A 17218-nucleotide genomic window follows, 5' to 3' on the forward strand; every position below is an offset into this window, starting at 1 on the left:
CTAGTAAAAGTGCCCGCCAGTGAGCGGGCATTATCTTAATGTTAGCGCCTTTATTTACGCCTCTTAAATGTGAGCCTGCCTTGAACCCTACCACGCTATTTATTGCCGATTTGCACTTAAGTGCCGCTCGACCAGACATTACTGCCGCTTTTATGCGCTTTATGCAACAAGAAGCGGTGCACGCTGAGGCACTTTATGTACTCGGAGACTTATTTGAGTTTTCTATTGGTGATGATGAACCCAGTACCTTAAATGATGAGGTGGCGGCGGCGTTTAAAGCCTGTGTGGCACAAGGCACACCTGTGTATTTTATTCACGGTAATCGTGATTTTATGGTGGGGCGGCGTTTTGCCAAACAAGCCAATGTGCGCTTATTACCCGAACATAAAGTGATTGATTTATATGGTGAGCCAACGCTTATTATGCACGGTGATACCTTGTGCATTGATGATGCGGGTTATCAGCGTTATCGGCGTATTACCCGTTGGGGCTGGTTGCAGTGGTTGTTTTTACGGTTACCTTTACGTTTTCGCATGAACATTGCTGACGGTATTCGCAGTAAAAGTGCTCAGTCGAAAGAAGATAAAGTGATGCAGGTAATGGATGTGAACCAAGCTGAAGTGGTGCGTCAAATGCAGCGCTACAAGGTAAAAACGCTGATTCATGGCCATACTCACAGACCCAATATTCATACCCTTGCTTTAAAAGAGCAAGCAGCAAAACGCATTGTGTTGGGAGATTGGTACACCCAAGGCAGTGTGTTGGTAGTAACGCCACAGGGCTGTGATTTACAAAGCAGACAGCTGTTACGTGAGGGTGAAGCATGAAGCCAGGTAAAACCGGTTTAGCGCGCATTGTGGCCGCCTGTGGTTATTCATTTAAAGGCTTGAAAGCCGCCTATCAACATGAAGCGGCATTTCGCCAAGAATGCTGGTTGCTGGTGCTATTAGTGCCCATTGTCTTGATCTGGAATATTAGTCTGCTAGCCAAGGCGCTGTTGCTGATGACTATGTTATTGGTGCTTATTGTAGAGCTATTTAACTCTGCCATAGAGGCGGTGGTTGACCGCATCGGCCCTGAGTTTCATGAGTTATCGGGCCGCGCCAAAGACATTGGCTCTGCTGGGGTATTGGTCGCCTTAGTGTTGTGTGGCCTAACCTGGCTGCTGGTGTTTTTAGATTGGTTGAATTAATAGACAAACACTCTACCACGGAATACACGGATAAAAGCTGTAAGGGGTGAGGAGTGAAGAGGACGAGATAAAACCTAAAAGATAGCTTGAAGCGGGAAGTTAGAAGCCGGAAGAGAAGATCTAGATTGGGTAGGGTACGAGCCTGAAGGATGGATTGCTTCGTGCCTCGCAATGACCCAAATGCAGTCATTGCGAGGAGCGTAGCGACGCGGCAATCCATTCAACAGGCGAGGGTATAGTGTAAGGTTTTTATTACGTCCTCCTCACCCCTTGCAGGTTTATCTCAGCCCGTCCTCTTTACAATCTTACAGCCAGATTTTAATTTTGCTATGCAAAATCGGCCAGCTGAAGCGGCCTCTACGAGAGCACTGGGTTAGCTTTAAGTATCGTCCGCCTTACCCCTCACTGGTTTGTTTTGGCCGTCCGCTTTACCGTTTTACTGGTAGAAGCCGCTTCAGCCGGCTGGTGTCGCGCAGCGGCACGTCTTAAAAACGGTCGAATAAATTCAACCCTACAAAGGCATTCACCGCGTGTTGCGCGGCAACCTAGCTCTTCTCTTCCAGCTTCAGGCTCTCAGCTATCTTTTCGCTTTGTTTTAGTTAGGCTTCTTACGTTTAGGTGGGGCCATGCCGTCGTTGGATCCTAGGCCGGTGCCGGGGGCTAAGCGATCACTGCGATCTTTTAAGGCTTTTACTGTTTTTGCTTGCTTTTTAGCTGGTTTATAAGCATTGGAGCCGCCTTTGCCTTGGTAACCTTTACCTTTACCTTTAGCTGCGGGCTTGGCGGTGGCTTTTTTCTTGTTAGGTCTAATGCCTTTAAATTTACCGACTAAGCCTTCAAAGGTCATAAAGCTAATGTCTTGCTGCAAAAAGCGCTCTACACGCTTAAAGGCATCCCAATCTTTGGGGCCCACTAAGGAGAGGGCTAAGCCTTTAGCGCCTGCTCGGCCAGTACGGCCAATGCGATGTACATACTCTTCGGCCTGCTTGGGCATATCAAAGTTAACAACTAACGAGACCTGTAATAGATCTAAGCCGCGGGAGGCCACATCTGTGGTAATTAATACCTTTTGTTGGCCACGGCTAAAGCTGTCCATAATGCGATTACGTTCAGCTTGGCTCATATCGCCACTGAGGGCGGCTGTGCTTAAGTTGTGGGTTTCTAGCAAGCGGGCTAAGCGCTCGGTGTCGGCGCGAGTGGCGGTAAAAATAATCGCTTGTTGGTAAGACTGAGTCGTTAAAATATGTTGTAGCAAGGCTTGTTTGTGATCGAGGTGGTCACATAAATAGAAGCGTTTCTCTATATCTAAGTGCTCAGCATTAGCGGCCCCTACGGCAATACGCTTGGGCGCTTTCAGTAGCTTGTCGGCCATGTCATTCACTTGAGCATGATCGAGGGTGGCCGAGAACATTAAGGTTTGGCGACGTCTATGATCGGCAGCGTCATTAATTTGATTTAGCTCTTTGGCAAACCCTAAGTCGAGCATGCGATCGGCTTCATCCATAATAAGTAGCTCTAGGCCATTAAGCATCAGTGAGCGTGACGTTAAGTGGTTAGCCAGTCGACCTGGGGTGGCAACGATAACGTGGGGCTGTTTGCGCAGCAGCTTTATTTGGTCGTTAAAGTTTTCGCCACCCAGTAATAGAGCAATATTGATGCTGTTATTGCTGGTGAGTGAGCGCAGTTGTTCGTATACCTGTTTAGCTAGCTCACGAGTAGGGGCTAAAATAAGGGCCCTAGGATCGCGCTTACTCAGTGCTTTGGTTTTGATCAGTCGTTGTAATGCGGGCAGCAAAAAGGCCAGGGTTTTACCTGAGCCTGTTTTAGAGGAGGCAATAAGATCGTGGCCGGTTAATATTACCGGGATCGCTTGGTCTTGGATCTCTGTGAGGGTATGTAACCCTTGGTGTTCGAGTGCGGCCATAAGACGGTTGTCTAAACCAAGATCTTTAAACTGTTCGGGTTGTTGCGCCAAGTTACTGCTCCGCTTGCGATAAAGTTAACAAATTAAATGGCCGCTATTGTATAAGAAATTTACTGATAAGGCTTGTAAAGAGTGAGGGGTGAAGAGTGAAGAGGGCGAGATAAAACAAACTGATTAAAGCGGGGCGCAGCTGTTGTTTTAAATATCGTCCTCCTCACTCTTTACAGGTTTATCTTAGCCTGTCCACTTTACCGTTACTGGTGGCGCGAAGCGGCACGTCTTAAAAGCTTTTGCAACGGAATCCACGACTCTTTATTTACGAGATGCACGGAAAAATAGGGATAAGAGCTGAAAAGAGCGTTTATTGGTAAGGCTACTCTTGAGACATCTCAATGCAGACACGCTTTTAGCTAAGCAAAAGCCATTCAATAAATGATACATGTCGCAAAGGGTAAAAATACCCAAGTTTAGTGCTGATCTCTGGTTTACTGTCAGTGCATACTCAGCCAAAATCAATCTTTGACTTGGACTAAAGTCGGGTTGACAGCAATAATAAAATATTACATTTAACGTTGATTATTAGGTGAAGTAATGAATGAAGCACAGTTTAGTACCGTTAAGTCGTCTCAGGTTATTCTTAAAGAGTTGATGGTGCCTTCTTACGCCAACTTTGGCGGCAAGGTGCACGGTGGGGTTATTTTGGGCTTGATGGATAAAATTGCATATACCTGTGCTGCCTCTCATTGCAAAGGCTACAGTGTGACCGCGTCTGTAGATTCGGTGGACTTTATGAACCCGGTAGAAGTGGGTGACCTACTAACATTATATGCGTCCGTTAACTATGTCGGCACCAGCTCGATGGAAGTGGGCATTAAGGTAGAGTCAGAAAACTTTCGTGAAGGCACAGTCAAGCACACTAATACCTCTTACTTTACCATGGTGGCATTAAGTGAAGAAACCCGTAAACCGGTTAAAGTAGCGGGCTTGTTATTGGAAGATGAGGATGAAATTCGTCGTTTTGTGATGGGTAAACTGCGTAAAAAGCTACGCCGTGCGCACCAACAAGAAATTGATGATATTGGTAAGGCACTGAATATGGGTAAAGCCATCCCTGAGCTTACCGGTGAAAATTGTCAGGTACAGGAGTCGGCATATAAAAATACGACGGCCCGCTAAGTGCAATATTAGTAAAGTGGGTGACGCTGGACATAGTCAGTTATTTCTCGGTCATGTGTGCTTCACCCTTTGAATGATTAAGAGGTGAGTAATGTGATTTTCGTTAAAAAAATAACTGGTGTATTGCTATTGGTATTGTTGCAGTCTTGTACCAGCGTACCAAGCTCTGCAAGTACGGTAGGAACGTTAGCCGTGGTGAGCTCACAGCAGGGTAAGGCCTCTTATTATGGTGGTCGCTTTCATGGTCGAAAAACCGCCAGTGGTGAGATTTTTAATAAAAATATACTTACAGCCGCTCACCGTACTTTGCCATTTGGCACTCAGGTTAGAGTGACTAATTTGAACAATAATAAGTCGGTGGTGGTGCGTATTAATGATAGGGGCCCTTATGCTAAGGGCCGTATTATTGATTTATCTGAACAGGCGGCTCGTCAACTTAAGATGATCCGTGCTGGTGTGGTAAAAGTAAAAGTAGAGCGTTTAAGGTAGATGAAGCACGTGCTCATAAAAAACATAAAACCTGTGCTATTGAGTGCGTTACTCGTTTTTCCTTTGTCAGTATCAGCGGCACAAGCGGTATTTGCAGGGGGAAGCTTTTGGGTGATGGAAGCACTGTTTGCTTCTCGTTTAGGCGTTACTGAAGTGACTGCTGGCTGGGTGAAAACCGATAATCGTGCCTCTCGTCGCCAAGCTGTACGTGTCGAGTATGACGCGCAACAGATTAATTATGGTGAACTCCTCACTTTATATTGGGCTGCTATCGATCCCTTTGACGGTAAAGGGCAGTATTGTGATAGGGGGCGAGAATACAGCCCTGCTATTTATGTGCAAACTGCCTTTCAACGTCGGCTTGCTCAGCAAAGCCGAGCTCAAATTGCACTTGCGCAAAACAACAGGGTTAAAACGCGTATCTTACCTGCCAATATCTTTATGCAGGCCGACGAGCGCCACCAGCAATATTACCAAAAGCACCCGGTATTGTATGGCGGTTACCGACCAATGTGTGGCTATCCTAGTGAGCGTTATATTAACGCGCGGCTACGCGCAAGAGCCCCGCTTGCCACCACTGCACAATAGTATCGGCAATGGCGTTAGCATTATTTAAGTCTAGTAACGATACCGGAGCGGTTAAGTGGAGATCATCGGTAGCTACCGCTAAAATATGCGGGTCTTGTAGACAAAGTAAGGGTTTGTGATAACTGGGTCTGTGTATTTCTATTTTTTGGATAGCTGCATCACGAAAGCCCTCAACAAGTACTAAATCAAGCTGGTTTGTGCTTAGGCGCGCCAACGACTCAGCTAAGTTAGGCTCTTGTTGTTGAGGATTTTCATAGGTCAGTATGCTGCGTTGTGGCCCTGCCAATAAACACTGGCTGGCGCCGGCATGGCGTAGCTCATAACTGTCTTTGCCGGGTATGTCTTGCTCTACATCGTGGTGGGTATGCTTGATAATACCGACGCGTAATTGGCGTTGAGCGAGCAAGCTGACTAATTGACGTAATAGCGTGGTTTTTCCGCTGCCGCTAAAACCTGCAAAGCCCAATAATGAGTAGGCAGAAGAAGATACGCACATAATTGCTCCAAGTAAAAAGACTAACATAAGGGCAATATAGACGGTATGCGGTGCTTTATTGCCAATAATAAAGGTATATTATTTGAAAAATATGCCTTTAGCGCCTTTTTTTGTTAATAAATGCCGTAACAGACACAAAAAACATAAAGACGAACACGACTATTTTTCGATAACATCTTACTATAAGCTGTTTTTATACAGGTGAGTTGTTTTCGCCAGTCTTATCAATTATCTGGGTAGCCAAAACGTTTTGAAGATACATAATCTACAACAATTAAGGTGCATTATGAATCAAGGAGCATGGGGACTGTTGCTCTTGCTATTGCTTAGCCTGAATGTGAAGGCTGATGAGGTTAGCTTTCAATTAAAAGGGTTAAAAGGCGATTTAAAAGACAACACCAAGGTGTACCTAGATCAATTACCACCGATTGAAGCAGAGCAGCTTCCGCGTTTTCGTAAAGATATTCAAACGGCTGTGATCACCAGCCTGCAAGCTCTTGGCTATTACAACCCCGATATCGAGATTATTCCTGATAAAGATAACCCTAAGCGCGTGACCGTTAAGGTAAAGGCGGGTAAGCCGGTACGTATTCGTAAGCTAAATGTTGAGCTGAAGGGTGACTCGCAAACCGACCCACAGTTTGCGTCGCTGATAAGTCAGCTGTCTTTGCGTCAAGACGATGTATTTCAACATAATACCTATGAAAAAACCAAAGCCAGCTTACTGAGCCTTGCGCTAACGCGAGGCTATTTTGATGCACAATATCAACATAGCCAAGTGTTGGTACACCCAGCAGATAATGCGGCCGACGTTAACTTAGTTTTTGACTCTGGGCCGCGCTATAAATTTGGTGAGTTAAAAATTGATAGTGATAGACCCGTCGCTCGTCTGTTAGACCCTTTGGTGGATATTACCGTGGGCGAACCTTTTTTAGCCAATAAAGTGTCTGACTTAAGCCGCGCTGTATCGAGCACAGAATATTTTCGTCGTGTAGAAATACAGCCGTTAGTGGGCAAGGCCAATGAAAATCATGAGATTCCCATGTCGGTAGTGTTGCGTGCTAAAGCGGATAATGAGGTAGAGGTGGGTATTGGTTTTTCAACCGATGAAGGGCCTAGGGTGTCAACCAGCTGGGATAAGCCTTGGATAAACAGCTTAGGTCATAGCTTGCAAACTAATCTTAAAATATCTGAACCGAAGCAAGATATTAGTGTGATTTATAAAATCCCTCGTGAGAATCCGTTAGAAAACTACTATACGGTGCAGGGCGGTTATCAGATGCTAGACCAAGATGACACCAAAAGTGACCGTGTTGTTGCTTCTATACACCGTAGAGATAAAAATCTAGGTGGTTGGAATCGAGATGTATTTATTCGTTCTGAATTTGAATCTTATACCCAAGGCCAGCAAGAAGACGAAAGCTTTCTGGTGATCCCAGGGGTGTCATTTGAGCGAATTCGTGTTCGAGGCGGTTTAGAGCCGGTATGGGGAGACTCGCAATTAGCGACTTTAGAGCTCTCTGAGCCTTGGTGGGGATCAGACACTCGCTTTATTCGCTTATTTGGTCGTACTAAGTGGTTACGTACTGTGGGTGAGGGGCAGCGGGTGATAGCCCGTGCCGAACAAGGGGCGGTTTGGGTCGATGAAGTTGATCAATTACCGCCGTCGCTGCGCTTTTTTACCGGTGGTGATATGACGGTGCGCGGCTTTAGTTACCAATCAATTACCCCCGTAGATGCCAACGGCGATCGCCTAGGGGCTAAGTACGCCACCGCACTTAGTCTTGAGTACGACTATAAAGTGGCTGAAAAATGGCGACTCGCCACTTTTGTGGATACGGGGACGGCGACCAATGATTATACAGAATCTTGGAAAGTGGGCACCGGCTTAGGTGTGCGCTGGCAAACGCCCGTGGGGCCGGTACGTATTGATTTAGCATTTGGCGTGTCAGAAGAGCATGTTCCGATGCGCATTCACTTTACTTTAGGGCCTGAACTATGATGCTGACCCGAATAATAAGTACCTTTGTGGTGAGTGTTTGCTTGCTACTGATGTTGGTATTTAGCCTGCTGTTTACTCAGACAGGCAATCAATGGTTATGGGGCATAGCCAAAGAGCAGGTTTCTGGGCTTGAGGGAACACTAGAGTCTGGCCAGCTAGGCCAAGGTTGGCACTTTAGTGAGTTGCGTTTTGAGCAAGACTCGCTGGCATTTTCGGCGCGCGATATAACCCTAGGGTGGCAGTTAGGCAAGCTGCTTGAGCGACGTTTTTGGTTACAAGAGCTGGTCGCCGAAGATATAGAAGTGACTATTAAAGATTTTGCCGAGGCGAAAGAAGAAGAGCCCACTGAGCCGCTGGGTCAATTTAGTCCACCAGTGCGTGTTGACCTTGATAATATTCAGGCCAATAACGTTAAAATATCTCTACCCGGACAAACCATTGCATGGCAACGTCTGCAAGTTGCTATGCATTGGGATAATGAGGCCATGGTGATTACTGGGCCCAATATGGAGGGCTTAACGCTTACCTTAAACAGTCAAGATGATGCACCACCTCCCCCAGAGCCGACCACCGATGATGTGGCTTCGGCCCTAGTATTACCGGAAGTGGTATTGCCGTTTCCCATTAAGCTGCGTGATTTTAAGTTAACTAATAGTCAGTTAATTCAAAACGGCCAAGTGCAAGCCTTGCATGCTTTAGTGCTAGAGGTAGAGGGCAAAGACAGCACTATTAATATTGTTAATGCCGAGCTTGATCATGAAATGGCCGTGCTAAAGCTGGGTGGCAATATCACCTTAACCCAAGACTATCCGCTTAATTTAGCGCTCAATGGAATGGTTCGTGAGCCATTAATGGACGGCCAGCTTGATGGCCAAAGCGTGGCGTTAACCCTGTCAGACAGTTTAGCCAAGTTAAAAGGTAACTTGGTGCTGGGTGGGGTGCTTAAAGCCCATGCAGCATTGGCCGCCGAGCCGCTTGACCCTAAACTGCCGTTTGATTTCTCGCTTAACTGGCAACAATTAGGTTGGCCGTTTAACGATCCACAATGGCGATTAGAGCAAGGACAACTCTCATTAAAGGGGCGCCTTGAAGATTATCGTTTAAGTTTAACCAGTGAAGCAATGGGCCCAGACTTACCGGCCATTGGCCTTAAACTGGCGGCTAATGGTGACTTAAGTCAAGCCAATATAGCGCCGTTAACACTGACCTTGCCGAGAGGGGAGGCCAAAGTCGAAGGCAAAGTAAACTGGAGCAACGGCGTTAATTGGCAAGGCATATTGGCGCTCGCCGATGTGGATCCCGGTGCTTTTGTCGCGGGTATGGACGGGCAGTTAAATGGTCAGTTAGCTACGCAATTTGCACTGCAAGGTGAGCAATGGCAGCTTGATGCAACGCCAGATATTCGGGGATCGTTACGGGATTACCCTTTGTCGCTCACCGGACAAGTCTCACTTGATCAGGCCTTACAGGGCAATATTAACCAGCTGCAACTTAAAAATGGTGATAATCGCTTAACGGTGAACGGTCAGATCAGTGAGCGTTGGCAGTTAAATGGCGTATTATCTGCGCCTAATTTAGCCGTGTATGCACCTGGCTTGTACGGTGATTTAGCTGGCGATATTCAAGTGCGTGGTGCGTTAAAGGCGCCTGAGTTACAGGCAAATATTAAGGGTAAAAAAGCCGGCTTTAATGATAACGAAGCGCGCGATATTAGCCTGCAAGCCAAGGCGACCTTAGGCGAAAATTTAGCTGGTAATGTGAAGTTTACCATAGACCGAATTCGCGCGGGCAGCATGACGATGCAGTCATTAAAGCTAACGGGGTCGGGCACGCAAGCTAATCACCAATTAGATTTTAGCGTTAAAGGTGATCCGCTAGCAGCCGAGTTTGGGTTAACGGGCAGTGTCAATGACGGTGGCTGGCGCGGGCGCCTTAACAAGGGAGTACTCGATAGCCGCCTAGATCGCTGGTCGTTGCAACAACCTTGGGTGATGTCGGTGCAAGATGCCACCTTTACTGCCCAGCCTCATTGCTGGGGATCACTGGCGGCTTCTTTATGTTTTGATGCCATGAGCGCCAGCGCAGAGCAAGGTAAGCTTGGCTTTAATATGCGCAACTTAGATCTCGCGCGCCTTAAGCCCTTTTTTCCTGAAGGTTTTTCATGGGAAGCCATATTAGCCGGTCAAGTACAGCTAGAATGGCAAAACGGCATTCCTAAGCTGAATGCCAATATTAGTACGCCACCAGGTACTTTTGTGAGTAGCGATACTCGACTTGATTACCAAACATTATCGCTCACCAGTGATATGACAGATAATCGTTTAACGTCGGCGTTAGCGTTTCGCTCAACGACCTTGGGGCAATTAAACTTGAATGCCAATGTCGCCGACTTAAATAGCGAGCGAGCGCTAAGTGGTCAGCTTGATATTGAGCAACTTAAACTCGATTGGTTGGCACCTTTATTACCTGAGGTGGCCCGCTTGCAAGGTACCTTGGCTGGGCAAGGGCGCTTAGAGGGAACGCTGGCTAAGCCATTACTGTTTGGCAATATTAAGTTAAGTGGCGGTGAGGTAGATACTTACTCTGATATGGTGACAGTGCGTGACTTTACTACTGAGTTAGATATTAGAGGATCGCAAGCAAGCATTACCGGCCAATTAAAAGTGGGTGATGGACCATTAAATATTAACGGTGATCTTGATTGGCGCACATTACCGGTGAATGGTGAAATTCGCCTTAAAGGTCGAAACTTAGAGGCCGGCTATCCGGGTATGGGGCGAGTTAGGGTAAGCCCAGATATGCAAGTGATCTTGGGTGAAAAAGCAGAAGTGAGGGGTGAAATTGTCATTCCTTGGGCGCGTATTGAGGTGAAAAAACTACCAGAAAGTGCGGTGGGAGTATCGTCGGATGTGGTTGTGGTACAACCTTCGGGAGTGATTCCTGAAACGGCGCCGAGCTTACCACTGGATATGCGTATTCAAGTACGTTTAACCGATGATGTGCGCCTAGAAGCCTTTGGCTTAGATACACTCTTAGAAGGTAAGCTCAATATTGTGCAAAACCCCAATCGGCCTATGCGCAGTAATGGTGAAATTCGTTTAATAGAGGGTAAGTTTAAGGCCTATGGTCAAAACTTATTAATTCGCGATGGCAGTATTTTATTTAGCGGCCCCCTCGATGTGCCTAACTTACGAGTAGAGGCCATTCGTAATCCTTCAAGTATGTCTGATAGCACCATTACTGTTGGGGTAAAAGTAACGGGTAATGCGAGTCAGCCTAAGTTGGAGGTATTTTCTGAACCCAGCATGCCGCAAGCTGAGCAATTATCGTATCTATTACGGGGTAGAGGCTTAGATGGCGACGGTGATTCTGACGGTAATGCCTTGGTGCAGTCTATGTTACTGGGCGTTGGGGTGAGTACCGTTGGTGGCGTAGTGAGTAACGTTGGCGAAGCTTTGGGTTTGCAAGATGTGTCGCTAGATACTGGCGGCAGTGGCGATGATACTGAGGTGAACATTAGCGCCTATGTATTACCTGGGTTGCAAATTGGTTATGGTGTGGGGGTGTTTTCATCCATTGGTGAATTACGGTTACGCTACGAGCTATTACCCCGTTTATATTTACAAGCCGCCAGTGGCTTAAACCAAGCCATCGATTTATTTTACCGGTTTGAGTTTTAAGATCGCGTTCAGCGCCAAGCGCCGTTCTTGGTCATTGCGAGGAGCGTAGCGACGCGGCAATCTATTTAACAGGGAACTAGGGAGTGGTGAATAGGGAATAGTCACTGAAAAACAAGCTCGTTATTCTAATCACGAGTCCCTAATCATCAATCCCAGTAACCCATGTTTAGAGCGGTGCGATTCTGAAGAATGGATTGCCACGCTGCGCTCGCAATGACGACAAAATACAGTGCGAGCGCCAAGCGTTATGTCTTACATGTGGCAGCTTCTGCCTCTTGTCGGTGTGATGGCTCCTGCTTTTTGTGCCAAGCTTGGGTAAAGTAGCGGTTTGTAAATGATTTCAACACGCGAGTACAAGCTGGATGATACCTTCGCCCTTATTAAAACAAGAACGGCTAGCTAAAATAGTGCTGATTTGCATGGCCGTTTATACTTTGTTGGCGATGCATCTTTACTTGCCTCATCTATTTGGCATTGGCTTACAGCTCCCTTTTAACGTGATGGGCTGGTTTTTTATTGGCTTAATCACCTTGTTAGGACTATACCACTGCCATGAACGCCGCCTACTCACCAGCCGATTTTGGCTTGGCACTGTGCTGGCCAGCATCCTATTGTGGATTCCTTTTCTCTATCCGAATAATTCGGTAGCCGAGCAGGCTTTGCCGCGAATGTTAGGGCTAGTTGCGGGCTTATTGTTTTATCTTGCCTTACAACAATGTCGGTTTAACGCCCGTGGCCGACGCTATTTACTCTATTGTTTATTAGCTGCGGTAAGCGTCGAAATTTTACTGGGCATGATACAGTTTTTTATCTTAGAGCCGGGCAACTGGTTTGGTTATAACACCAAGGTGCGCTCTCCTTACGGTATTTTTCAACACCGCAATGTAATGGCAAGCTTTGTGGCAACCGGCATGGTGTTGGCTATTTATTTATGGCTGCACGAAGCAAAAACGCCCAAGCATCGGTTTTTATTAAAATCGCTTTGGTTTTCTAGTGTGCTAGGGGCAGGCGCCATTTTAGTGGTGTTGTTGCAATCGAGAGCAGGGCAGTTGGGTTTGTTGCTGGGGCTTGCGTTACTGCAACCTTTGTTGTGGCAAACATTGCTAAAAAACCGCTCTAAACGCTTGTTGGCAAGCTTATTACTGATCCCCCTTGGCATTGTAGTGGGAGTATTTGGGCTTGATGCCTTTGATATGAGCAAGCGCAGCTTAAGTATTTACACCGATGCCGATGGTCGGTTTGATATTTATGCTCATGCATTACGGATGTGGCTAGATAAGCCGTGGCTTGGTTTTGGTTATGGCAGTTTTGAGTCGGCCTTTTACCAAACTTATGCTACTTGGCGCGAGCTGACTCCCGGTGCTAAACCCCTGTTTACCGAAATGGGGCACCCCCATAATGAATTTTTATTATGGGCGATTGAAGGGGGAGCGGTGCCCTTACTTGGGCTGCTTATTATGAGCGTTTTAGTCTTACGCCTATTATGCCGACTCCCTATTGCACAGGGCATGGCGTGGATTGGCGTTTTGTCACCTATTTTCATTCATAGCCAAACAGAGTTTCCTTTTTACCACTCTTTGCCACACTGGTTGATGGTGTTAGTGCTAGTGTATGTCATGGATGCGCAATATGGGCAGCGGCGCTTGTTGTCACCTCCAGGTGCTTGGATGCGGTGGCCGATAAGGGCATGGGGTGTTGGGGTGATGCTGTTTATGGCGTCGGGGTTATATGCAGGACAACAGTTAACGCAATATGCTCGTAACGAACAACACAGCCAAGCTCAGTTATCCGCGGTGATTAATCCCTGGGTCTGGTATAACAGGGTCGAGTTTTATCGCCACCATTGGCAACTCATTCACGCATTATTAACTCAAGATCGAGCACAGCTGCTAGCCTATGCTGATTGGGCTCAACGTTTTGTTCGCCATACCCCTAGGGCGGGGGTGTATTATAATGCGTATCTGGCGTTAGGGTATGCGGGTAATGAGGATCAAGCTCAGCAATTATTAGCTCAAGCAAGGCGCTTATACCCCAATGTACAACTGCTAAACCGTGCCAGTATTCAGCGTGGTCGCAATAACTTAGGGGCCATCACGGCCCATTTGTCCGCCTCTGAGCTTAATAACGCCATTCCGCTTTATGATAATTTGCGCCCTGCTATTGGTGGGGCTTATTAGTTACTGGCAATGCTTAGTTGTTATTTTTAAAGCATTTATTTAGTGGTTAACATGGCTATAATGGTAAACCTATCTGGCATTTTTAATGTGCGATTTGCTGCCCAATCAAGGAGTTTAGACATGGCTGAAGAAACTATTTTTAGTAAGATTATTCGTAAAGAAATTCCTTCCGATATTCTGTATCAAGACGAATTGGTGACGGCATTTCGTGATATCTCCCCTCAAGCGCCCACCCATATTCTGATTATTCCTAATGTGCTGATCCCCACTGTGAATGAGGTTGAGCCTGAGCATGAACTTGCTTTAGGTCGCCTGTTTAGTGTGGCGCGTAAGTTAGCCGCCGAGGCCGGCATAGATGAAAGTGGCTATCGCTTGATTATGAATTGTAATGGCGACAGTGGCCAAGAGGTGTACCATATTCACATGCACTTACTGGGCGGACGCAACTTAGGGCCATTACTGGCATAGCTAAATGAATGTTGAATTTTGAATGTTGAATGAAAACAAGCGCGGTGTGCTAATCCCTAGTCCCTAATCACCGCTTTACAAGTGACTAGGGATCGGTGAATAGGGAATAGTCACTGACAGACAAGCGTGGTGTGCTAGTCCTTAATCACCAATCCCAGCAATCCATGTTTAGGGTGGTACGAGCCTGAAGGATGGATTGCCACGCTGCGCTCGCAATGACCCAAGTTCTAGGTTGTTTTAAAGCTTGGCGCTGTTTTTTTTAGTATTTATTTGCAATAAATAAGGAAACTCAATGACGATGTTTCGTTTAACTTTAGTACTGGCCACGTCTGTGGCGGTGGCGGCTTGTAGTATGCCCAATCCTTACTCGTCACAACCGGCCCCAGTAAAGCCGGCCGACCCTGTGACCCCCAGTCAACCGCAGCCACCTACTCCTCCCCCTGTGATTGAGATGCCAACTGCGCCTCCAACCCCTGTGCCTGATGTGCGCAATGCCAGTGTTGAACGTTTGGTTGATGGACTGGCTAACCGTCTTAAACAAAGTGCTGCACTGAATGAAGTGGCAGGTCCGGTATTACTCAACCCCATTCGTAATAATGCTGGCAGCCCTGTTGATACCCAGGGCTTAACCTCACGATTAAGTGCGAATTTGAGCGGGCAACTTAATTTTGCTGATGGCGCGACAGTGAGCCGTTTGCGCCAGCAGCTAGCTTATCAAGGTGGGCGAGCAGATATGGCCGCTTTGGTGCGCTTAGGCAAGCAAAGTGGGGCTGATTATTTATTGTCTACTGAGCTGTCGCGCAGTGGTAGCACCATTAAATTACAAGGGCAGCTGATGGAGTTGGCCAGTGGTGAATTGTTATGGTCAGATCAGGTGAGTGGCCGATAACCGGTGCCCAATGCGCTATTAGCAAGGTTACCGTCGCGTTTTAGGGGGCAATTAATTCCGTTAACCGGCGGTTTAACCAATCGCTGCTGGAAGTTAATTACCGCTGAGTGCGCGTATTGGTTGCGAGAGGGCAGCGCTGATACTCATGCCTTAGGGATCAATAGAGCGCAGGAGTTACAAGCGCATCAGGCGGCGGCAAAGGTGGGGCTTGCTCCCAATATTCACTTTGCTCTGCCTGAACAGGGCATTTTATTGCTTGATTGGTTAGCCGAGCCCGACTGGCAGCAGGTGCCGAGGGATATGTCGCGCCTCGCACAGCAAGTGGCACACTTGCACCAGCTAAATGCCGATGTGCCATTGCTCGATATTGCCGACCAAGCAGCGCATTATTTACGCCAGCTACAACCCTTGCCAAAGGCACTGGCGGATTTTGTCCCTTACTTTTCACAAGCAGGCGTAAACCTGCCATTTCAGCCGGTGTTATGTCACCACGACATCAACGCCGCCAATGTGATGGGCTCACGACCTTGGTTAATCGATTGGGAATATGCCGCCTACGGTGATGCCGCCTTTGAGCTTGCAGTGATCAGTGACAGCTTTGGTCTTGATTTGTGCCAACAGCAGATGTTGTTAACGGCCTATAATAGGGCCACTGACAGTGGGGGTGGCCATCAGGTGAGTGCTGCGCGTTTTCAGGCACGCCTGCCTTGGGTACACTGGCTCACCGCCTTATGGGCGGCACTACAATATCAACAAACAACCAATGCCGAATACGAAAAAATGCAGCAGTTAGCGCTAACCAAGCTTAAAGCTAGCTAGAAGCTGAGAGCTTGAAGCCGGAAGTAAAACCGAAAATAAAAATGCCGCAGTGTTTTTGTTTAGCTTAGCGCTTCCAGCTCTGAGCTTCCGGCTTTCTCTACGCTTTACGCCAAGCGCTGTTTTCTTTAACTGACAGCTGATAGCTTACGGCTGACAGCTAAAAATATATACCGCCATACGGCGACAACGGGAGTGGCAATGGGCCCCTTTATTCTTGATTTAAATGGCTATGAGCTTGACGCACAAGAGCGAGAGCTATTGGCACATCCGACTGTGGGTGGGGTGATTTTTTTTAGCCGTAACTACCATGACCGTAAACAACTTAGCGCCCTAGTGAGTGCCATTCGCGCCGTTAACCCAGGCTTGTTACTCACAGTGGATCACGAAGGGGGGCGAGTACAGCGCTTTCGCGATGGCTTTTTTTCGCTGCCAGCACCAGGGGCATTGGCGCAGTATCAGGGGCCTGATCAATTAAGCCTGCTTAAAGATGCCGCTTGGTTGATGGCTGCTGAACTACTGGCTTTAGATATTGATATCAGCTTTGCCCCTGTGCTCGATTTAGAGCGTGGCAGTGAGGTAATCGGTGATCGTAGTTTTGGTGCTGAACCTGAAAAGGTGATCAAGCATACGCGCGCCTATATTCAAGGCATGCACAATGCCGGTATGGCGGCGGTGGCCAAGCATTTTCCGGGGCATGGTAGTGTGCGCGCTGATTCGCATAAAGAAAGCCCCCGCGATGAGCGAGATTTTAATACCATTAGTCAGCTCGATATGGTGCCCTTTAAAACCCTGATTGGTGAGGGGCTAATACAAGGCATGATGCCGGCTCATGTGATTTATTCGGCCGTGGATAACCAGCCCGCTGGTTTTTCTGATATCTGGCTAAAACAAATATTACGCCAACAATTACAATTTAATGGCTTGATCTTTAGTGACGATCTGACGATGGAAGGGGCTGCCGTAGTGGGGGGCTATGCTGAGCGTGCCCGTCATGCTCTGAATGCCGGTTGCGATCTTTTATTAGCCTGTAATAACAGAGCCGGCGCCATTGAGATTATTGACAGTTTATCGCACCAGCATCAGTGCGATATCAGCGCCTTACGAGGGTGCTCTCAAGCCATGGGCGAGGCGTTATATACCAGCCGAGAGTGGCAAGCAACCAGCCTACGTGTGCAGCGGTTTATTGATAGATAAAAAAGTGGTGTAAGCCATAAAAAACTAGGTGAACGATGCATTGTTTTATGTAAAGATAAATTGCTGGCATCGTTCGCCCTATGATCGCAGCAAGGTTTGCAAATTCATCAGTTAATAGGTTAAT

Annotated in this window: 14 protein-coding genes; 12 read left to right on the forward strand and 2 right to left on the reverse strand. The window is 47.3% G+C overall.

Annotated elements, in window-relative coordinates; all coding sequences use genetic code 11:
• The first annotated feature begins 38 nt into the window (after positions 1-38).
• Positions 39-827 carry a UDP-2,3-diacylglucosamine diphosphatase gene (gene lpxH / locus J3U76_RS09105; protein ID WP_208005656.1) on the forward strand — a complete coding sequence of 263 codons (789 nt, stop codon included), beginning with the start codon at positions 39-41 and terminating at the stop codon, positions 825-827.
• On the forward strand, positions 824-1192 hold the full coding sequence (locus J3U76_RS09110) for a diacylglycerol kinase (RefSeq protein WP_208005657.1): 369 nt from the start codon (positions 824-826) through the stop codon (positions 1190-1192). Before lpxH ends, J3U76_RS09110 begins: the two co-directional genes overlap by 4 nt.
• 595 nt (positions 1193-1787) lie before the next feature.
• On the opposite strand, the gene J3U76_RS09115 is transcribed toward J3U76_RS09110, so the two are convergent.
• Positions 1788-3167: a DEAD/DEAH box helicase gene (locus J3U76_RS09115; protein WP_208005658.1), complete on the reverse strand. Its 1380-nt coding sequence runs from the start codon at positions 3165-3167 to the stop codon at positions 1788-1790.
• A 540-nt stretch (positions 3168-3707) separates the two neighbouring features.
• Between J3U76_RS09115 and J3U76_RS09120 the strand changes: the two genes are divergently transcribed.
• The 3 genes from J3U76_RS09120 to J3U76_RS09130 all read left to right on the forward strand — a co-directional run bounded on the left by J3U76_RS09120 (position 3708) and on the right by J3U76_RS09130 (position 5369).
• A complete protein-coding gene (locus J3U76_RS09120; protein WP_208005659.1) occupies positions 3708-4292 on the forward strand; it encodes an acyl-CoA thioesterase in 585 nt (194 codons plus the stop codon).
• 93 nt (positions 4293-4385) lie between these two features.
• Entirely contained in the window at positions 4386-4781 is a 396-nt protein-coding gene (locus J3U76_RS09125; protein WP_341534328.1) for a septal ring lytic transglycosylase RlpA family protein, read from the forward strand.
• A 9-nt stretch (positions 4782-4790) separates the two neighbouring features.
• Positions 4791-5369: a peptide-methionine (S)-S-oxide reductase MsrA gene (locus J3U76_RS09130; RefSeq protein WP_341534329.1), complete on the forward strand. Its 579-nt coding sequence runs from the start codon at positions 4791-4793 to the stop codon at positions 5367-5369.
• Here the strand turns inward: J3U76_RS09130 and mobB are convergent.
• Positions 5320-5865 (reverse strand): molybdopterin-guanine dinucleotide biosynthesis protein B, encoded by a 546-nt coding sequence (mobB, locus tag J3U76_RS09135; protein ID WP_208005661.1) that lies wholly within the window; start codon positions 5863-5865, stop codon positions 5320-5322. The two genes, J3U76_RS09130 and mobB, sit on opposite strands and share 50 nt — an antisense overlap.
• 286 nt (positions 5866-6151) lie before the next feature.
• On the opposite strand from mobB, the gene tamA reads away from it, so the two are divergent.
• From tamA to nagZ, 7 genes are all read left to right on the forward strand, one after another.
• Complete coding sequence (gene tamA, locus J3U76_RS09140) at positions 6152-7867, forward strand: autotransporter assembly complex protein TamA (protein WP_243454165.1); 1716 nt, start codon at positions 6152-6154, stop codon at positions 7865-7867.
• Positions 7864-11547, forward strand: coding sequence for an autotransporter assembly complex protein TamB (tamB, locus tag J3U76_RS09145; RefSeq protein WP_208005662.1), 3684 nt, complete (start codon positions 7864-7866; stop codon positions 11545-11547). The genes tamA and tamB overlap by 4 nt, the downstream gene beginning before the upstream one ends.
• Positions 11548-11966: 419 nt before the next feature.
• A complete protein-coding gene (locus J3U76_RS09150; protein WP_243454166.1) occupies positions 11967-13724 on the forward strand; it encodes a PglL family O-oligosaccharyltransferase in 1758 nt (585 codons plus the stop codon).
• A 120-nt stretch (positions 13725-13844) separates the two neighbouring features.
• Positions 13845-14192 carry a purine nucleoside phosphoramidase gene (gene hinT, locus J3U76_RS09155; protein ID WP_208005664.1) on the forward strand — a complete coding sequence of 116 codons (348 nt, stop codon included), beginning with the start codon at positions 13845-13847 and terminating at the stop codon, positions 14190-14192.
• A gap of 292 nt (positions 14193-14484) precedes the next feature.
• Positions 14485-15081 (forward strand): penicillin-binding protein activator LpoB, encoded by a 597-nt coding sequence (locus J3U76_RS09160; protein ID WP_208005665.1) that lies wholly within the window; start codon positions 14485-14487, stop codon positions 15079-15081.
• 3 nt (positions 15082-15084) lie between these two features.
• On the forward strand, positions 15085-15900 hold the full coding sequence (locus tag J3U76_RS09165) for a phosphotransferase (protein WP_208005666.1): 816 nt from the start codon (positions 15085-15087) through the stop codon (positions 15898-15900).
• A gap of 198 nt (positions 15901-16098) precedes the next feature.
• The gene (gene nagZ / locus J3U76_RS09170) at positions 16099-17094 is read left to right on the forward strand and encodes a beta-N-acetylhexosaminidase (protein WP_208005667.1); all 996 of its coding nucleotides are present in this window, start codon (positions 16099-16101) and stop codon (positions 17092-17094) included.
• The last annotated feature ends 124 nt before the right edge of the window (positions 17095-17218 follow it).

Origin of the sequence: Oceanisphaera pacifica (genome assembly GCF_017498065.1) — a bacterium.
GTDB lineage: Bacteria > Pseudomonadota > Gammaproteobacteria > Enterobacterales > Aeromonadaceae > Oceanimonas > Oceanimonas pacifica.

Coding starts and splice junctions, on each gene's coding strand:
- lpxH (WP_208005656.1), top strand. CDS start 39: ATGTTAGCGCCTTTATTTACGCCTCTTAAATGTGAGCCTGCCTTGAAC.
- J3U76_RS09110 (WP_208005657.1), top strand. CDS start 824: ATGAAGCCAGGTAAAACCGGTTTAGCGCGCATTGTGGCCGCCTGTGGT.
- J3U76_RS09120 (WP_208005659.1), top strand. CDS start 3,708: ATGAATGAAGCACAGTTTAGTACCGTTAAGTCGTCTCAGGTTATTCTT.
- mobB (WP_208005661.1), bottom strand. CDS start 5,865: ATGTGCGTATCTTCTTCTGCCTACTCATTATTGGGCTTTGCAGGTTTT.
- tamA (WP_243454165.1), top strand. CDS start 6,152: ATGAATCAAGGAGCATGGGGACTGTTGCTCTTGCTATTGCTTAGCCTG.
- tamB (WP_208005662.1), top strand. CDS start 7,864: ATGATGCTGACCCGAATAATAAGTACCTTTGTGGTGAGTGTTTGCTTG.
- J3U76_RS09150 (WP_243454166.1), top strand. CDS start 11,967: ATGGCCGTTTATACTTTGTTGGCGATGCATCTTTACTTGCCTCATCTA.
- hinT (WP_208005664.1), top strand. CDS start 13,845: ATGGCTGAAGAAACTATTTTTAGTAAGATTATTCGTAAAGAAATTCCT.
- J3U76_RS09160 (WP_208005665.1), top strand. CDS start 14,485: ATGACGATGTTTCGTTTAACTTTAGTACTGGCCACGTCTGTGGCGGTG.
- nagZ (WP_208005667.1), top strand. CDS start 16,099: ATGGGCCCCTTTATTCTTGATTTAAATGGCTATGAGCTTGACGCACAA.